Origin of the sequence: Streptomyces sp. NBC_00846 (assembly GCF_045207325.1) — a bacterium.
Classification (GTDB): Bacteria; Actinomycetota; Actinomycetes; order Streptomycetales; family Streptomycetaceae; genus Streptomyces.
Genome location: NZ_CP108846.1, coordinates 2930518 through 2946316 on the forward strand (window position 1 = coordinate 2930518; position 15799 = coordinate 2946316).

Consider the following 15799-nt stretch of genomic DNA (forward strand, 5'->3'; position numbering starts at 1 on the left):
CGATGCACGACCGAACCGACCTACCCGAACAGGCAGGCCCCACGGGCCGGGACCCCCAGCCCACGACCCGCTTCCCCGTCGCCGTCGACGCCGCCCTGCGCGCCGCGGGCTGGCAGCCGGGCCGCTGGGACATCCGCCGGGCCGAGGAATGGGCCGACGCGCTGCGCTCGCACGCGTCACCCGCCGGTCATCAGCACGCGGTCTTCCCGGCCGCCGTCGAGGCGTGGGCGGAATTCGGCGGACTCCACATCACGGCGTCCGCGCCCGGCCGGCAGATCGCGCCCTCCCCCGTACGCATCGACCCGATGAGCGGCCTGCATCTCGCCCGCACGCTCGGCGACCTCGGCCGGGCGCTGGAGACCGAGGTCAGCCCTCTCGGCGAGGAGGGGGACGGGCAGGCCGTCCTCGCGATCGACACCGAGGGACGCGTCTACAGCATCGACCACACCGGGGACTGGTACCTCGGCCCGGACATCGACCAGGCACTCGCCACCCTGATCGGAGGCATCCAGCCGGAACGCCTGATCCCCGGCTGAGCGGCCCGGATCTTCCGGCCGACCCCGGCACGAACCGGCCCGTCCGGCGAGGGAGGACAAGTCGGCACCCGGCCGTGCCCGGCCGTGCCCGGCCATGATTCCGTCCTGGCAACCCGCCGTCCCGGTTCCGTCCTCAAACGCCGGACGGGCTGGTAACTGCCCGCCGGGCAGGTCAGGCCGCCCCCCGGTCCGGCAGGACCGCCGACACCCGGAAACCCCCCGCGTCCGTCGGCCCGGAAACGAAGACGCCGCCGAGCCCCAGCACCCGCTCCCGCATGCCGACGAGCCCGTTGCCCCCGCTCGGCAGCCCGGCGTCCGCCGTGGCGGCGTCCGACGGGCCGTTCTCCACCTGCATCGCGACCTCCGCGTCCCGGTGCGCGAGCCGCACCCATGCCTTCGCGCCGGCCGCGTGCTTGTGAACATTCGTCAGGGCCTCCTGCACCACCCGGTACGCGGTCTGCTCGACCTCAGGAGCGTACGGGCGGGCCTCGCCGTCCACCGAGAGTTCCACCGTCATGCCGGCCGCCCTGGACTCCCCCACCAGGGTCTCCACCTCATGCAGCCGGGGCCCGTCCTCCGCCGCGGCTGCCGCCACGGCCGCGGCCGCCCGGCCGACCGACGCGAGCGGCACCTGCGCGGACCGCGCCGGCACGGGCTCACCGCTCCGCAGCACCCCGAGCATCTCGCGGAGTTCCGTCAGCGCCTGCCGCCCCATGTCACCGACCAGCGCGGCGTTCCGTACCGCCTTCGCCGGGTCCTTCGGCGCGACGGCCTGCAACGCGGCAGCGTGCACGACCATCAGGCTGACCCGGTGCGCGACCACGTCATGCATCTCACGGGCGATCCTGGTGCGCTCCTCCGTACGCGCCCACTCGGCCCGCTCCTCGGCCCGGTCGGCGAGCAGCGAAAGCTCCCGCTCCAGCGAGTCCGCCCGCTCCCGCAGGCTCTCCATCAACCGGCGCCGGGCCCCTATGTACAGGCCGAACAACACGGGCGGCGCGGTGAGCCCGAGCGACATGAACAGCGAGAGCAGCGGCACGTACCAGTCGTCGCGCCCGAAATCGGTCTGCGCGTCGACGCTCTGCCGCAGCCGTACGTACGTGACGATGAACGTCCCCGTGAAGGACATCCCCATCAGCACCGCGGTGATTCTGCGCGGCACATCGGAAGCGGCCAGCGTGTAGAGGCCGACCAGTCCCATCAGGAAACCCATCTCGGCGGGCGTCGTCGCGATCGACACCAGCACCACGGCGATCGGCCAGCGCCGCCGCACCACCAGCACAGCCCCCGCGAGCAGCCCGAACACCACACCGACCGGCACCGGCAGCCCGGTGTCCCCGGCGAATTCCACCCCCTCCAGAGCGCACTCCAGCGCCGACAGGACCGCGAGCCCCACGTCCAGGGCGACGCTGCGCCGCCTTTCCCACCACCCATATCCGCGGGTGATCGGACCCGCGGCTTCCCGGTATGCCCCCGTTGTGGTCATGCCGTCCAGACTACGGGCGGACGCACCTCGTTTTCGGGTGACCGGGACAGCGGACGCGGATCGGGGCACCGTGACCCGTCGCGTCCGGGGCCGGTGGTACGGCATAGTGTTGTCTGCCCGGTCGACGACCTGACGCCGTGTCCAGTCGATCGGCTTTGCTGTCCCCTGTGGTGTAACGGCAGCACAGTGGCTTTTGGTGCCATTTGTCCGGGTTCGAATCCTGGCAGGGGAGCTTCTGCGAACGGGCCCCGACCAGTGCGGTCGGGGCCCGCGCCCGTGTCGGCCCCCGGGCGCCCCGGTATCCTTCGGATGTCCACCACCCGAAGCCGAAGGGCATTTCCGTGAGCGCCATCCGCCCGGCAGCCGTCGTCGTCCTCGCAGCGGGTGAGGGCACCCGTATGAAGTCGAAGACTCCCAAGGTTCTGCACGAGATCTCCGGGCGCTCGCTCGTCGGACATGTCGTCGCCGCCTCCCGCGAGCTCGATCCGGAGCATCTCGTCGTGGTCGTCGGCCACGAGAGCGAGCGGGTCGGCGCGCATCTCACCGCGATCGACGACCGGCTGCGCACCGCCTACCAGGCCGAGCAGCGCGGCACCGGCCACGCCGTGCGCGTCGGTCTCGACGAGCTCGGCGGGACCGTCGAGGGCACCGTGATCGTCGTCTGCGGCGACACCCCGCTGCTGTCCGGCGAGACGCTCGGCGCTCTCGCCGCCACCCACACGGCCGACGCCAACGCCGTCACCGTGCTGACCGCCGAGGTCCCGGACTCCACCGGCTACGGGCGGATCGTCCGTGACCCGGCCGACGGTGCGGTCGTCGAGATCGTCGAGCACAAGGACGCCACCGAGGACCAGCGCGCCATCCGGGAGATCAACTCCGGCGTCTTCGCGTTCGACGGCCGGCTGCTCACGGACGCCCTCGGCAAGGTCCGTACCGACAACAGCCAGGGTGAGGAGTACCTCACCGATGTGCTCTCCATCCTGCGCGAGGCCGGGCACCGGGTCGGCGCCTCGGTCGCCGGTGACCACCGCGAGATCCTCGGCATCAACAACCGGGTCCAGCTGGCCGAGGCCCGGCGGCTGCTGAACCAGCGGCTGCTGGAGCGGGCCATGCTGGCCGGGGTGACCGTCGTCGACCCGGCGTCCACGCTGATCGACGCCACGGTCACCTACGAGCGGGACGCGATCGTGCACCCGGGCACCCATCTGCTCGGCGCCACGCATCTCGCCGAGGACGCCGAGGTCGGCCCCAACTCCCGGCTCAAGGACACCGTCGTCCACGCGGGCGCACGCGTGGACAACACGGTCGCGGACGGGGCCGAGGTCGGCGAGGGCGCGACGGTCGGCCCGTACGCCTATCTGCGGCCCGGCACCAGGCTCGGCACGAAGGCCAAGGCCGGTACGTACGTGGAGATGAAGAACGCCACGATCGGCGAGGGCACCAAGGTCCCGCACCTGAGCTACGTCGGCGACGCGACGATCGGCGACCACACCAACATCGGTGCCGCCAGCGTCATCGTGAACTACGACGGCGAGGCCAAGCACCACACCACGATCGGCTCCCACTGCCGTACCGGGGCGGACAATATGTTTGTGGCGCCCGTCACGGTCGGGGACGGTGTCTACACCGCGGCCGGCTCGGTCATCACCAAGGACGTACCGCCCGGTTCGCTGGCCGTCGCGCGCGGCCAGCAAAGGAATATCGAGGGCTGGGTGGCCCGCAAGCGTCCGGGAAGTGCCGCGGCGCAGGCGGCGCAGGCCGCCGTCCCGGAGCACGACAGCGAAAGCTGACCGGAAACAGGTGCGCCGAGCACGGCGTACCGTGATAGATGCTCACCCCATTTCGGCTGGCTCGTCGCACATCGGGACACATGCGCGCGGTGCCAGGAACACGTCTGAGGAGACTGTGCTGTGACCGGGATCAAGACGACCGGCGAGAAGAAACTGATGCTCTTCTCCGGCCGCGCCCACCCCGAGCTGGCCGAGGAGGTTGCGCACCAACTGGGTGTCGGCCTCGTGCCGACGAAGGCCTTCGATTTCGCCAACGGTGAGATCTACGTCCGCTTCCAGGAATCCGCCCGCGGCGCCGACTGCTTCCTGATCCAGAGCCACACCGCTCCGATCAACAAGTGGATCATGGAGCAGCTGATCATGCTGGACGCGCTGAAGCGCGCCTCGGCCCGCTCCATCACGGTGATCGTGCCGTTCTACGGCTACGCCCGCCAGGACAAGAAGCACCGCGGCCGTGAGCCGATCTCGGCCCGTCTGATCGCCGACCTGATGAAGACGGCGGGTGCCGACCGCATCCTCACCGTCGACCTGCACACCGACCAGATCCAGGGCTTCTTCGACGGCCCGGTCGACCACCTCTTCGCGCTGCCGATACTGGCCGACTACGTCGGCGCCAAGGTCGACCGCTCGAAGCTGACGATCGTCTCCCCGGACGCCGGCCGGGTGCGCGTCGCCGACCGCTGGTGCGACCGTCTGGACGCCCCGCTCGCGATCGTCCACAAGCGTCGTGACAAGGACGTCGCCAACCAGGTGACGGTCCACGAGGTCGTCGGCAATGTGAAGGGCCGGGTCTGTGTCCTGGTCGACGACATGATCGACACGGGTGGCACGATCTGCGCCGCCGCCGACGCGCTGTTCGCGCACGGCGCGGAGGACGTCATCGTGACGGCGACCCACGGTGTGCTGTCGGGTCCGGCGGCGGACCGTCTGAAGAATTCCAAGGTCAGCGAGTTCGTCCTCACGGACACCCTGCCGACCCCGGGTGAACAGGAACTCGACAAGATCACGGTGCTCTCGATCGCGCCGATGATCGCCCGTGCGGTGCGCGAGGTCTTCGAGGACGGCTCGGTCACCAGCCTCTTCGAGGAGCAGTAGACGCGGGGCTCGGAAGATCCACTTTGGGTGCGGCCTCCCCGCCGGGTAGACTCAGCGAGTTGCTCGGCGAGGGAGGCCGTACCCATGGGTACGGCGGTCCGTTATCGACGCGCTCTTCGTAGCAGGCCTGTCGTGGGCCGGGTGACCGTCCAAGTTCTGTCACCTTACGAGGAGTGCATTATGGCCGAGATCAAGCTCACCGCCGAGGTCCGTACCGAGTTCGGCAAGGGCGCCGCCCGTCGTACGCGTCGCGCCAACCTGGTTCCCGCGGTCGTCTACGGTCACGGTGCCGATCCGGTCCACGTCACGCTGCCGGGCCACGCCCTGCTGCTGGCGCTCCGTACGGCCAACGTCCTGATCAACCTCGAGGTCGACGGCAAGAACGCCCTGGTCATCCCCAAGTCCGTGCAGCGCAACCCGCTCAAGGGCGACATCGAGCACGTCGACCTGCTGACCGTCAAGCACGGTGAGAAGGTCGACGTCGAGGTCCTGGTGCAGGTCGAGGGCGAGCTGGCCCCGGGCGGCAACCTCCTGGAGTACGTGCAGAACACCGTGCGTGTCGCGGCCGAGGCCACGAACATCCCCGAGTCCGTCACGGTCTCCATCGCCGGTCTCGAAGCGGGTGTCTCCATCTTCGCCAAGGACATTCCGCTGCCCAGCGGCTCCGTGCTGGCCGAGGACCCGGACGCCGTCGTGTTGTCGGTCGTCGCCGCACAGGTCGAGGCGGCTCCCTCGGGCGAGGAAGAGGGCGCCGAGGCCTGAGCCTCGCCCCACCTGGTTCAGTGACGGGGCGGCGGTTCCCTTTCGGGATCTGCTGCCCCGTTCGGCTCTGCCCGACCCGTTGCCGCCGTATGTGATGCGAGGAGACCCCGCGAGATGTCCGACGCCACCGAACCCTGGCTCATCGTGGGCCTCGGCAATCCCGGTCCCGAGTACGCGGCGAACCGGCACAATGTCGGCTTCATGGTCGTCGATCTCCTCGCGGAGCGGATCGGCGGGAAGTTCAAGCGGGCGCAGAAGGCCCAGGCGCAGGTCGTCGAAGGCCGGATGGGCCCGCCCGGACCGGAGAACCGCAGGGTGATCCTGGCCAAGCCGATGTCGTACATGAACCTCTCCGGCGGCCCCGTCACCGCGCTGCGCGACTTCTACAAGGTGCCGACCGACCACGTCGTGGCGATCCATGACGAACTGGACATCGACTACGGAACGCTCCGGCTGAAGCTGGGCGGCGGCGACAACGGACACAACGGGCTCAAGTCGATGACCAAGTCGATGGGCGCCGACTACCATCGGATCCGGTTCGGGATCGGCCGGCCGCCGGGGCGGATGCAGGTCGCCGACTTCGTGCTGAAGGACTTCTCGTCCGTCGAGCGCAAGGAGCTCGGGTACCTGGTGGACCGGACCGCCGACTCGGTGGAGTGCCTGCTGGCGGAGGGGCTGGAGCGCGCGCAGAGCGCGTACAACTCCTAGGACCGGCCCTCGCGGAGCGCGTACAACTCCTGGGCCCGGCCCTCGCGGAGCGCGTACAACTCCTAGGACCGGCCCTCGCGGAGCGCGTACAACTCCTGGGCCCGGCCCGCGCGCACAACTCTGACATTCCCGCCGGTACCCCGGCGATTTTCAGCCATAAGTTGACCGGGCGCGTTGCTCTGCCCAAGGATCGCTCTCCATGAAGCGGAGCTCATCCCACCGCGCCCTGGTCCACGCCCGTCACGCCGCCATGGGCGGTGTCGTCCTGCTGCTGCTCGCCTCGGGTGTGTTCTCCTCGTGGAGTTCGGCGCACCACATCGTTCTGCCCAAGGGCCGCGAGCACGGCACGATGACCGTCACGGGCTGTGGCGCCGATTTCTGTACCGGTCCGTTCGCACCGTCCGGGCAGGCTGCCGCGCGCACCCGGGTGACGATCGAGAAGTCTGTGGCGGCGCAGCGGGGCGAGCGCTTCCCGGTGGTCGTGAAGACGGGAACGGACGATGTCGTACGCACGGGGATTCCGGGTTTCCTGCATGCGTGGATGCCGCTGGGCGGCGCTTTGGTGCTGGCGGCCCTGGTGATCGGCGGCGGCCTGCGGCTGCCCCGGATCGCCTGGGCTACGGGGATCGCGGGTGCGGTCCTGCTGGTGGCGACGTTCTTCGCCCTGTGAGCGGGACCGCACCCGCGCCCCGGCGGCTCAGCCGGTGTTGCGCAGGCCCGCGGCGACGCCGTTCACGGTGAGCAGCAGGGCCCGGGCGAGCAGCGGGTCCGCCGCCTCGCCACGCTCCGCCGCCTCACGCTGGCGGGCGAGCAGCGTGACCTGGAGGTAGGAGATCGGGTCCAGGTAGGCGTCGCGGATGGCGAAGGTCTGCTGGAGCACCGGGCTGGTGCCGAGCAGTTCGGATTCGCCGGTGACCTTGAGGACTTCCTCGACCGTGAGCGCGTGCTCGGCCTCGATGTCGGCGAAGACGTGCTTCAGCTCGTCGGGGACGAGCGTGTCGACGTAGTGGCGGGCGATCCGCAGATCGGTCTTGGCGAGCGTCATCTCCACGTTCGAGATGAAGTTCCGGAAGAAGTGCCACTGTCCGTGCATCTCGGAGAGGACGGTGTCGAGACCGGCCTCGCGCAGTGCCTTGAGGCCGGAGCCGACGCCGTACCAGCCGGGCACGATCTGCCGTGACTGGGTCCAGCCGAAGACCCACGGGATGGCCCGCAGCCCGTCCAGGCCCGCGCCGGAGTCCGGACGCCGTGACGGGCGCGAACCGAGGTGCAGTTCGGCGAGCTGGTCGACGGGGGTGGAGGCGAAGAAGTACGCGGGCAGGTCGGGGTCCTCGACCAGCTTGCGGTACGCGGCGTGCGCGGCGTCGGAGACGGTGTCCATCGCGGCGTCCCAGCGGGCCAGGGCCTCGTCGGACTGACGGGGGGCGGTGTGCAGCGCGGAGGCCTGGAGGGTGGCCGCGACGGTCAGTTCCAGGTTCTCCCGGGCGAGCGCCGGGATGAGGTACTTGTCGGAGATGACCTCGCCCTGCTCGGTCACCTTGATCTCACCCTCCAGGGTGCCCCACGGCTGCGCGAGGATCGCGTCGTGCGAGGGGCCGCCGCCGCGGCCGACGGTGCCGCCGCGGCCGTGGAAGAGCCGCAGCCGTACGCCGTAGCGGTGCGCGACGTCGCGCAGCCGGCGCTGTGCCCGGTGGATCTCCCACTGCGAGGTGGTGATGCCGCCGAACTTGGAGGAGTCGGAGTAGCCGAGCATGACCTCCTGCACGTCGCCGCGCAGGGAGACGAGCCGGCGGTACGACGGATCGGCGAGCATCTCGTCGAGGATGACGTCGGCGGCGCGCAGCTCGTCGGTGGTCTCCAGAAGCGGCACGATGCCGATCTTGGCCCAGCCGCCGTGCAGATCGAGCAGTCCGGCCTCGCGGGCCAGGACGGCGGCCGCGAAGACGTCGTCGGCGCCCTGGCACATCGAGATGATGTAGGACTCGATGACCTCGGGGCCGAACCGCTCGAAGGCTTCCTTGATGGTGTGGAAGACGCCGAGGGTCTTCTCGCCGGCGGCGTCCAGCGGGGCCGGGGTCGGGGCGAGCGGGCGGCGCGAGCGCAGTTCCTTGGCGAGCAGCTTCTGCCGGTAGTCGCGCGGCATGTCCGCGTAGCGCCAGGACTCCTCGCCGAGCCGGTCGAAGAGCTGGCCGAGGGCGTGGTGGTGGGCGTCGGCGTGTTCGCGTACGTCCATGGTGGCGAGCTGCAGGCCGAACGCGGCGAGAGTGCGGATGGTGCGGTCCATCCGGCCGTCGGCGAACAGGCCGCCGCGGTGCTCGCGCAGCGAGTTCTGGATCAGTTCGAGGTCGGCGATGAGCTCGGCGGTGCCGAGGTAGTCGCAGCCGGGGCGGTGCGGGGTGCCGCCGGCGAGACGTTCGCGGGTGTTGACGAGCTTCTGCCGGATGCAGGTGGCCTTGAGGCGGTACGGCTCCTCGGCGTTCAGCCGCTTGTAGCGGGGGCTGATCTCGGGGAGGCGTTCCAGGTCGGCCTGGAGCGAGGTCAGCAGTTCGTCGGTGGCGCCGGTGTAGCGGATGGAGTTGGAGAGCTGCGCGCGGAGGTGGTCGACGAGCTCCAGCGCGTCGGTGATGCCGTGCTCGTGCTGGAGGATCAGTACTTCGCGGGTGACGGCGGGCGTCACGTTGGGGTTGCCGTCGCGGTCGCCGCCGATCCACGTGCCGAAGGTGAGCGGGCGGGTACCGGCGGGCAGTTCGATGCCGACGCGCTCCAGCTCGGCCGCGAGGTCCTCGAGTACGTCCCCGACGGCATTGGCGTGCAGTTCGTCGAGGTAGTAGATGGCGTTGCGGGCCTCGTCGGCCGGCTCGGGGCGCACGACGCGGAGTTCGTCGGTCTGCCAGATGAGGTCGATGTTCTCGGCGAGGCGCAGGTCCTGGCGGCGCCGGTCGGCGTCGATGACCGGCGTATCCAGCAGTTCGGCGATGCGGCGGAGCTTGTTGAGCACGGAACGCCGGGCGGCCTCGGTGGGATGCGCGGTGAAGACGGGCCGTACGTTGAGGTTGTTGACGGTCTCGCGCAGGTGGGCCGGGTCCGCTTCCTTCAGCCGGTCGGCGGTGCGGGCGAGGAGCCCGCCCTCGGCGGCGCGGCGGTCACGCATCTCGTGGGCGCGGTGGACCTGTTCGGTGACGTTGGCGAGGTGGAAGTACGTGGAGAAGGCGCGCACGAGCTGTGCGGCGGTCTCCAGGTCCGTGTCACCGAGGAGTGCGGCGGCGGCCTCACCGTCGGTGCGGGTCAGGGCGCGGACGCGCTCGACGAGGTCGAGGAGTTCCTGGCCCTCCTGGCGTACCAGGGTCTCGCCCAGCAGATCGCCGAGGCGGCGGATGTCGGCGCGCAGCTCGGGGCTGGCGGCGGGGGTCTGGTCGGCACTGCTCACAGTGTGCGGCTCCTTGCAGTGAATGAGGAGGTGTGTCGCGAAGCGACTCCCAAGAAGGGTGGCGGTGGGAGACGGGCGGGCACGAGGTCTTCCGGGGCCGCGGTCGGCAGCGGTGCTGACGCCACCCCGGGAAAGCAGAGTGCGGACCGCGCTGTCCGACCCCCACAGGATAGGTGTCCACACTCTGGGCACTGCTCCGCCCCGATCGGTTTTCCCTTCGTTGGACGGCTCGTCGCGCTCTCGTGCGGTGGGCCGTCGCGCTGCCATACTTACGTAAGCGTAGGTTACGGATGCGTAGCCGCAGCAGTCCGTCGTACTCCTCATCCCCAGGGGATCCCCATGAACACCAGCCCCGCTGCGGTCGACGAGGCCCAGCCGCCAACGGCCGATGACCAGGCCCTTCCCTCCGCCACGCTCGGCGGGGACAGTAAACGGTCGGTCGAGCAGTTCGCTCTCCTGTTGTTCATCGTGGTGCCGTTCGTGGCGCTCGTCGCGGCGGTGCCGCTGGCCTGGGGCCGGGGCGTGAGCTGGCTCGACGTGGGTCTGCTCGTGGCGATGTACTTCATCGGCTGCCACGGGATCACGATCGGTTTTCACCGCTATTTCACCCACGGTTCCTTCAAGGCGAAGCGCCCGCTCCGGATCGCTCTGGCCGTCGCGGGTTCACTGGCCGTGGAGGGCCCGCTGGTGCGTTGGGTGGCGGATCACCGCAAGCACCACCGCTTCTCGGACGCGGAGGGCGATCCGCACTCGCCGTGGCGGTTCGGCGAGAGCCTCCCGGCCCTGCTGAAGGGGCTGTGGTGGGCACATATCGGCTGGATGTTCGATGAGGAGCGGACGCTGCAGCAGAAGTACGCCCCCGACCTGATCAAGGATCCGGCGCTCCGTGGGATCTCGCGCCACTTCCTCACCCTCACGACCGTGTCGCTGCTGCTTCCGCCGCTGGTCGGCGGTCTGGTGACGATGTCGTGGTGGGGGGCGGCGACGGCCTTCTTCTGGGGCTCTCTCGTCCGGGTGGCGCTGCTGCACCATGTCACGTGGTCGATCAACTCCATCTGCCACGCGGTCGGCAAGCGTCCGTTCAAGTCCCGGGACCGGTCGGGGAACGTGTGGTGGCTGGCGGTGCTGTCGTGCGGCGAGTCCTGGCACAACCTGCACCACGCGGATCCGACGAGTGCGCGGCACGGTGTGATGAAGGGGCAGATCGATTCGAGTGCCCGGCTGATCCGCTGGTTCGAGAAACTGGGCTGGGCGTCCGACGTACGCTGGCCGGACGCCGCCCGGATCGAGTCCCGCCGCATCGAAGACGCCCGACGCGACCCCGCGCGCGTCGACGCGGCATGATTGACGACGTGGCGACCGACTCCAGAAACAGCAGCGAGAACAACCGTCCCCCCTCCGCCCGGCGCACCCGCCGGGTGCGGATGACCGGCAAGGAACGCCGCGAGCAGCTGCTGGACATCGGCCGCACCCTCTTCGCCGACAAGGGCTTCGAGGGCACGTCGGTCGAAGAGATCGCGGCCCGGGCCGGTGTTTCCAAGCCGGTCGTCTACGAGCACTTCGGCGGCAAGGAGGGCCTGTACGCCGTCGTGGTGGACCGCGAGATGCGCCGGCTCCTCGACATGGTCACCGGCGCCCTGACCGCGGGCCACCCCCGCGAACTCCTGGAACAGGCCGCGTTCGCCCTGCTCGACTACATCGAGACGTACACGGACGGTTTCCGCATCCTGGTCCGCGACTCCCCCGTCACCCAGTCGACCGGCACGTTCGCCTCCCTCATCAGTGACATCGCCACCCAGGTGGAGGACATCCTGGGCCTGGAGTTCAAGGCCCGCGGCTTCGACCCGAAGCTGGCCCCGCTGTATGCCCAGGCCCTGGTCGGCATGGTCGCCCTGACCGGCCAGTGGTGGGTCAACGCCCGCAAGCCGGAGAAGGCGGAGGTCGCGGCCCATCTGGTGAACCTGGCCTGGCACGGTCTGGAGAACCTGGAGTCGAAACCCCGGCTGGTAGGACACCGCAAGAGCTGAGGGGGCGGCGCGCAAGGGCCGGCCCGAGCGGTCAGCCGGATCGGGCCGCCGATGGAGTGGCCGCCCCAGCCAGGGCGTGTATCGAAAGTGGATCACTGACGGGGCTCGACGTCTAGGATCGCTTTCTTCGGCAAGTCGATCCGGGGAGGCGACCCGAGTGACCAGCGCGGTTTTGGTTCACGGCCTGTATCACCAGCCTGAGCACTTCATCCAGGTTGCTGAGGGCCTGCGAGCTGTAGGCGTGGACGTGGTTGCTCCCGAACTACATCGGGGCTCCTTGACCGCGGACACGGCGGCGGTGCAGGCCGCCGTTGACGTGCTGCCGGAGCCTCCCTTGGTTCTGGGCCACTCCTACGGAGGGTCCGTGATCACTGGTCTGCGTGGAGTCGGGCGCTTGGTGTATCTGGCGGCCTTCGTTCCGGATGCGGGTGAGAGTGCGGCGGGCTTGGGCGGCGCCTCCAGCCAGTTGAAATCCGCCATCGAGCCGCAGAACGACGGTTCTACGCGTCTTGCCCCAAGCCGGGCCGTGGATGCGCTGTACACAGATTGCCCTGGGCACCTGGCCGCTTGGGCAGTGGGACTACTACGAGCCCAGGCGGCCGGCTGCGGGCGAGGAGTCCCGGAGCGCCAAAGCTGGAAACATGCCCCTTCCGCCTACGTCGTGTGCGCGAAGGACCGAGCTATCGACCCCGGACTCCAACACGTCATGGCCGCGCGCTGTGACTCCGTCCGCGAGTGGCAGACCGGGCACTCTCCGTTTGTGGGCCGGCCGGAGCTGGTCATCAACCTTGTTCTGGAACTGCTCGACGCCTCGGACACACCGGGCCAGGCAGACCGCGGGATCACAACCACTCGTTGATGGCGGCGACGAGGACCGTCGCCTCGTAGCGGACCGCGAGCTTGTCATATCTCGTCGCCACGGCGCGGTGCCTCTTGAGGCGGTTGATTCCGCACTCGACCGCGTGCCGTGCCTTGTAGTCCTGCGGGTCGAACTTCGGCGGCCGGCCGCCGCGCGAGCCGCAATTCTTGCGGTTGCGGGCCTGGTCGGCCTTGTCCGGGATGGCGCAGCGGATGCCGCGGCGTCGCAGGTAGGCCCGGTTCTTGCGGGAGGCGTACGCCTTGTCGGCCCGCACTCGCCGGGGCCGGGTACGGGGCCTGCCGGCCCCGAGCTGGGGCCTGGCCCACTTCGAGGGCCGGACCTGGGGCGGCTGGCACCACCACGTCACCCTCGTCTCCGTCGCCCACGCCTTCTGCACCCTGCAGCGACTGGCCCGGGCCCCAAAAGACGCGGCGCCGGCCTGAGCCTCTACCAGGTCGTCCGCGAGCTACAGACCCTCCTCGCGGTGTGGACCGGCGCCTGCCCCACCTGCCACCGCAACATACCCACCCCGATACCAACCTGACCAAGCACTACTAGTAGGGCTTTGTTAGGTACCCCAAGTGATCCTCGTTGGATAGATTGTGATCTTCTTTCAGGTGTGACTCCTGAGGAGATGGAAGAGGTCCGGCCGCGTCTGGAGGCGTTCGCGGCCGAGATGCTTGGCTCGCTGGCCCGTCGGGACCAGCGGGCCAAGGGTGAGATGTATCTGCGCGGGCTGATGCTGGACGGCAAGCGCAAGTCGATGCAGCCGATGGCCGAGCGCCTGGGCGTGGACCACCAGCAGCTCCAGCAGTTCGTCTCGTCCTCCACCTGGGACTATTCAAAGGTCCGTGAGCGGTTGGCGCGTTGGGCTGCGGCGCACATTTCGCCCGAGGCATACGCCATCGATGACGTGGGCTTCCCCAAGGACGGTTATGACTCGCCGGGGGTGGCGCGGATGTACTGCGGCGAGCTGGGCAAGCGGGGCAACTGCCAGATCGGGGTCAGTGTGAACCTGGTCAGCGACCGCGCCTCCTCGGCCGTCGACTGGCGCCTGTTCCTGCCCGAGAGCTGGGACGACACCAAGCACAGCGAGGATCCGCTGCTGGCCGAGGCGATCCGGCGCCGCCGGGCCAAGGCCGGCATCCCGGCCGCCGCACGGCATCGGGAGAAGTGGCGCCTGGCCCTGGACATGCTCGACGAGGCGCGCAGGGAATGGGAGTTGCCCGACTTGCCGGTCGTCGCCGATGCCGGATACGGAGACGCCACCGGCTTCCGTGAGGGCCTGACCGAGCGTGGCCTGACCTACGCGGTCGCGGTCAAGGCGACCACGACCGCCCACCCGGGCGACGCGACGCCCGAGCGCCCGCCGTACTCCGGGCAGGGCCGCCCTCCCGTGCCCTCCTACCCCCAGCCGCACACCACCCTGCGCGCGCTGGCCCTGGCCACAGGACAAGCCGCCACCCGCACCGTCACCTGGCGCCAGGGCAGCAAGTCCACCAAGCACAACCCACGGGCCGAGATGCGCTCACGCTTCCTGGCCCTGCGCGTGCGCCCGGCCAACCGGTCCATCCGCCGGGCCACCGACGGCTCCCTGCCCGAATGCTGGCTGCTCGTCGAGTGGCCTCCCGACTCCGCCGAACCCACCGATTACTGGCTCTCGACGCTGCCCGCCGACACCCCACTACGAGAACTGGTCCGAATCGCAAAGATCCGCTGGCGAGTTGAGCACGACTACCGCGAACTCAAGGACGGCCTCGGCCTGGACCACTTCGAGGGCCGCAACTACCCCGGCTGGCACCGCCACGTCACCCTCACCTCCCTCGCCCAAGCCTTCTGCACAATGCTCAGGCTCGACCCAAAAGCCCCTGCGTCGGCCTGCCCCTCTACGCGGTCCTCCGCGAACTCCAAGCCCTCCTGGCCACCTGGACCGGCGCCTGCTCCATATGCGGCCAACCCGCCCCGGCACCCGAACCACACCACCGCACCTAACAAAGCCCTACTAGGGCCGCGTCAGGAAACGTTCGCCTCTTCGGACGTCGACAGGTAGTCGGCCCGCACCCTGGTCCTGCCAGCTCTGCCGGGCAACCGGCGCGGGGACAACTTCACAATATGAGGAGTGGCCGACGTAGCTGGGCCATGGTCCGCCGCCGGGAAGACGAGGGCCCGCGCGCGCCCCGAAGGCCCCTTCGCTTCCGGTCCGCTGTGGATGCCCGTACCGAAACCAACGGCTGTTCCGAGGGCAACCTTGTGGCCGCATGCGTGGTCATACCGGCGTGACCTCCCACCTGATCCTGCGAGGCCGTGGCACCACGGCCCATTTCGAAGGCCGGTCCGTCCTGCTGGAGCAGAACGGCACCCACCGGCACATTCCGGTGCGGGCGATCCAGGAGGTACGGGCGGCCGGGGCCAGGGGCGACAGGGCCGAGATCGAGCTGACCAGCGCCGGGGGCGATCCCACCGTCTTCGTGGTGACCCGGTCCTCCCCGGCGGCCGTGACGGCCTTCGTCTCGGCGGTGACCTCGGCGCTGCCCGAGCGGCGTGCCCCTCGCGACGGTATGGAGCTGGTGAGCGAGGAGACGTCTGCGGCTCCTGCGTGGCGGCTGTTCCTGACACGGCACTCCGGAGCGGTCGCGGCGGCTGTGTGCGCGGTGGTCCTCTGGGCCGCCCTCGTGGTCTACGTCGCGGCGACGGGAGAGCCGGGCCAGTGGCTCATGCCGCTCTTCGGGGCGCTGATCCTGCTTGCCGCGGGCCGCTATCTGCAGCTGGCCGGCGGCATCATGCGTGACCACTGGTCCACCCGTCGTAACGGCATCACGGTCGCCGCGACCTCCGCAGGACGAAACAGCGCGCGCAAGGAGATCTGGCGGTTCACCGATGCGGAGGGCCGGGCACGCACCTACGTCGGCAGCGGGAAGATCGTCAGTCGCGACCCGCGCAGGATCGAGGTGCGCTACGACCCACGCCACCCCGACAAGCTGTACGCCCCTCAGCCGGTGCTCGTGTACGTGGTGGTCGGGGTCGTCGTGACCCCCATGCTGGCGGGTCTCCTCGCCATGGGGGTGTGGCTCACACTCTGGCAGCTCGTCGACGTGCTCATGGGCTAACC

General features: G+C 69.8%; 12 protein-coding genes, 1 tRNA gene and 3 pseudogenes. 13 read left to right on the forward strand and 3 right to left on the reverse strand.

The window, feature by feature from the left end:
* Positions 1-2: 2 nt before the first annotated feature.
* Positions 3-536 (forward strand): SUKH-3 domain-containing protein, encoded by a 534-nt coding sequence (locus OG936_RS13440; protein ID WP_406494816.1) that lies wholly within the window; start codon positions 3-5, stop codon positions 534-536.
* A 172-nt stretch (positions 537-708) separates the two neighbouring features.
* Here OG936_RS13440 and OG936_RS13445 read toward each other — a convergent pair whose 3' ends face one another.
* On the reverse strand, positions 709-2022 hold the full coding sequence (locus OG936_RS13445) for a sensor histidine kinase (protein ID WP_406494818.1): 1314 nt from the start codon (positions 2020-2022) through the stop codon (positions 709-711).
* A gap of 161 nt (positions 2023-2183) precedes the next feature.
* Here OG936_RS13445 and OG936_RS13450 point away from each other — a divergent pair.
* The 6 genes from OG936_RS13450 (at position 2184) to OG936_RS13475 (ending at position 7047) form a co-directional block, all read left to right on the forward strand.
* Positions 2184-2254: transfer RNA gene (locus tag OG936_RS13450), tRNA-Gln, on the forward strand.
* Between the two features lie 109 nt (positions 2255-2363).
* Positions 2364-3812, forward strand: a complete 1449-nt coding sequence (glmU, locus tag OG936_RS13455; RefSeq protein WP_406494820.1) for a bifunctional UDP-N-acetylglucosamine diphosphorylase/glucosamine-1-phosphate N-acetyltransferase GlmU — start codon at positions 2364-2366, stop codon at positions 3810-3812.
* A gap of 120 nt (positions 3813-3932) precedes the next feature.
* On the forward strand, positions 3933-4907 hold the full coding sequence (locus OG936_RS13460) for a ribose-phosphate diphosphokinase (RefSeq protein WP_406494822.1): 975 nt from the start codon (positions 3933-3935) through the stop codon (positions 4905-4907).
* A gap of 180 nt (positions 4908-5087) precedes the next feature.
* Positions 5088-5669, forward strand: coding sequence for a 50S ribosomal protein L25/general stress protein Ctc (locus tag OG936_RS13465; RefSeq protein WP_406494823.1), 582 nt, complete (start codon positions 5088-5090; stop codon positions 5667-5669).
* Between the two features lie 114 nt (positions 5670-5783).
* Positions 5784-6377: an aminoacyl-tRNA hydrolase gene (pth, locus tag OG936_RS13470; RefSeq protein ID WP_383757759.1), complete on the forward strand. Its 594-nt coding sequence runs from the start codon at positions 5784-5786 to the stop codon at positions 6375-6377.
* Positions 6378-6576: 199 nt separating this feature from the next.
* Complete coding sequence (locus OG936_RS13475; RefSeq protein ID WP_406494826.1) at positions 6577-7047, forward strand: hypothetical protein; 471 nt, start codon at positions 6577-6579, stop codon at positions 7045-7047.
* Between the two features lie 27 nt (positions 7048-7074).
* Here OG936_RS13475 and ppc read toward each other — a convergent pair whose 3' ends face one another.
* Positions 7075-9804, reverse strand: coding sequence for a phosphoenolpyruvate carboxylase (gene ppc / locus OG936_RS13480; RefSeq protein ID WP_406494828.1), 2730 nt, complete (start codon positions 9802-9804; stop codon positions 7075-7077).
* 339 nt (positions 9805-10143) lie between these two features.
* On the opposite strand from ppc, the gene OG936_RS13485 reads away from it, so the two are divergent.
* The 3 genes from OG936_RS13485 (at position 10144) to OG936_RS13495 (ending at position 12690) form a co-directional block, all read left to right on the forward strand.
* Positions 10144-11148 (forward strand): acyl-CoA desaturase, encoded by a 1005-nt coding sequence (locus OG936_RS13485; RefSeq protein ID WP_406494829.1) that lies wholly within the window; start codon positions 10144-10146, stop codon positions 11146-11148.
* A complete protein-coding gene (locus OG936_RS13490) occupies positions 11145-11831 on the forward strand; it encodes a TetR family transcriptional regulator (protein ID WP_406494831.1) in 687 nt (228 codons plus the stop codon). The genes OG936_RS13485 and OG936_RS13490 overlap by 4 nt, the downstream gene beginning before the upstream one ends.
* Before the next feature lie 157 nt (positions 11832-11988).
* Positions 11989-12690 carry an alpha/beta hydrolase gene (locus OG936_RS13495; RefSeq protein WP_406494833.1) on the forward strand — a complete coding sequence of 234 codons (702 nt, stop codon included), beginning with the start codon at positions 11989-11991 and terminating at the stop codon, positions 12688-12690.
* Here the strand turns inward: OG936_RS13495 and OG936_RS13500 are convergent.
* Positions 12674-13006: pseudogene (locus OG936_RS13500) on the reverse strand (transposase); the annotation flags it as partial. The gene OG936_RS13495 and the pseudogene OG936_RS13500 overlap by 17 nt on opposite strands.
* On the opposite strand from OG936_RS13500, the pseudogene OG936_RS13505 reads away from it, so the two are divergent.
* From OG936_RS13505 to OG936_RS13515, 3 genes and pseudogenes are all read left to right on the forward strand, one after another.
* Positions 13005-13133 (forward strand): annotated as a pseudogene (locus tag OG936_RS13505) (IS701 family transposase); the annotation flags it as partial. The pseudogenes OG936_RS13500 and OG936_RS13505 sit on opposite strands and share 2 nt — an antisense overlap.
* Positions 13134-13309: 176 nt before the next feature.
* Positions 13310-14602: pseudogene (locus OG936_RS13510) on the forward strand (IS701 family transposase); the annotation flags it as partial.
* Between the two features lie 346 nt (positions 14603-14948).
* Positions 14949-15797, forward strand: coding sequence for a hypothetical protein (locus OG936_RS13515; RefSeq protein ID WP_406494835.1), 849 nt, complete (start codon positions 14949-14951; stop codon positions 15795-15797).
* Positions 15798-15799 lie beyond the last annotated feature (2 nt).

Coding starts and splice junctions, on each gene's coding strand:
- OG936_RS13445 (WP_406494818.1), bottom strand. CDS start 2,022: ATGACCACAACGGGGGCATACCGGGAAGCCGCGGGTCCGATCACCCGC.
- OG936_RS13485 (WP_406494829.1), top strand. CDS start 10,144: ATGAACACCAGCCCCGCTGCGGTCGACGAGGCCCAGCCGCCAACGGCC.
- OG936_RS13515 (WP_406494835.1), top strand. CDS start 14,949: ATGCGTGGTCATACCGGCGTGACCTCCCACCTGATCCTGCGAGGCCGT.
- OG936_RS13475 (WP_406494826.1), top strand. CDS start 6,577: ATGAAGCGGAGCTCATCCCACCGCGCCCTGGTCCACGCCCGTCACGCC.
- OG936_RS13465 (WP_406494823.1), top strand. CDS start 5,088: ATGGCCGAGATCAAGCTCACCGCCGAGGTCCGTACCGAGTTCGGCAAG.
- pth (WP_383757759.1), top strand. CDS start 5,784: ATGTCCGACGCCACCGAACCCTGGCTCATCGTGGGCCTCGGCAATCCC.
- OG936_RS13490 (WP_406494831.1), top strand. CDS start 11,145: ATGATTGACGACGTGGCGACCGACTCCAGAAACAGCAGCGAGAACAAC.
- OG936_RS13440 (WP_406494816.1), top strand. CDS start 3: ATGCACGACCGAACCGACCTACCCGAACAGGCAGGCCCCACGGGCCGG.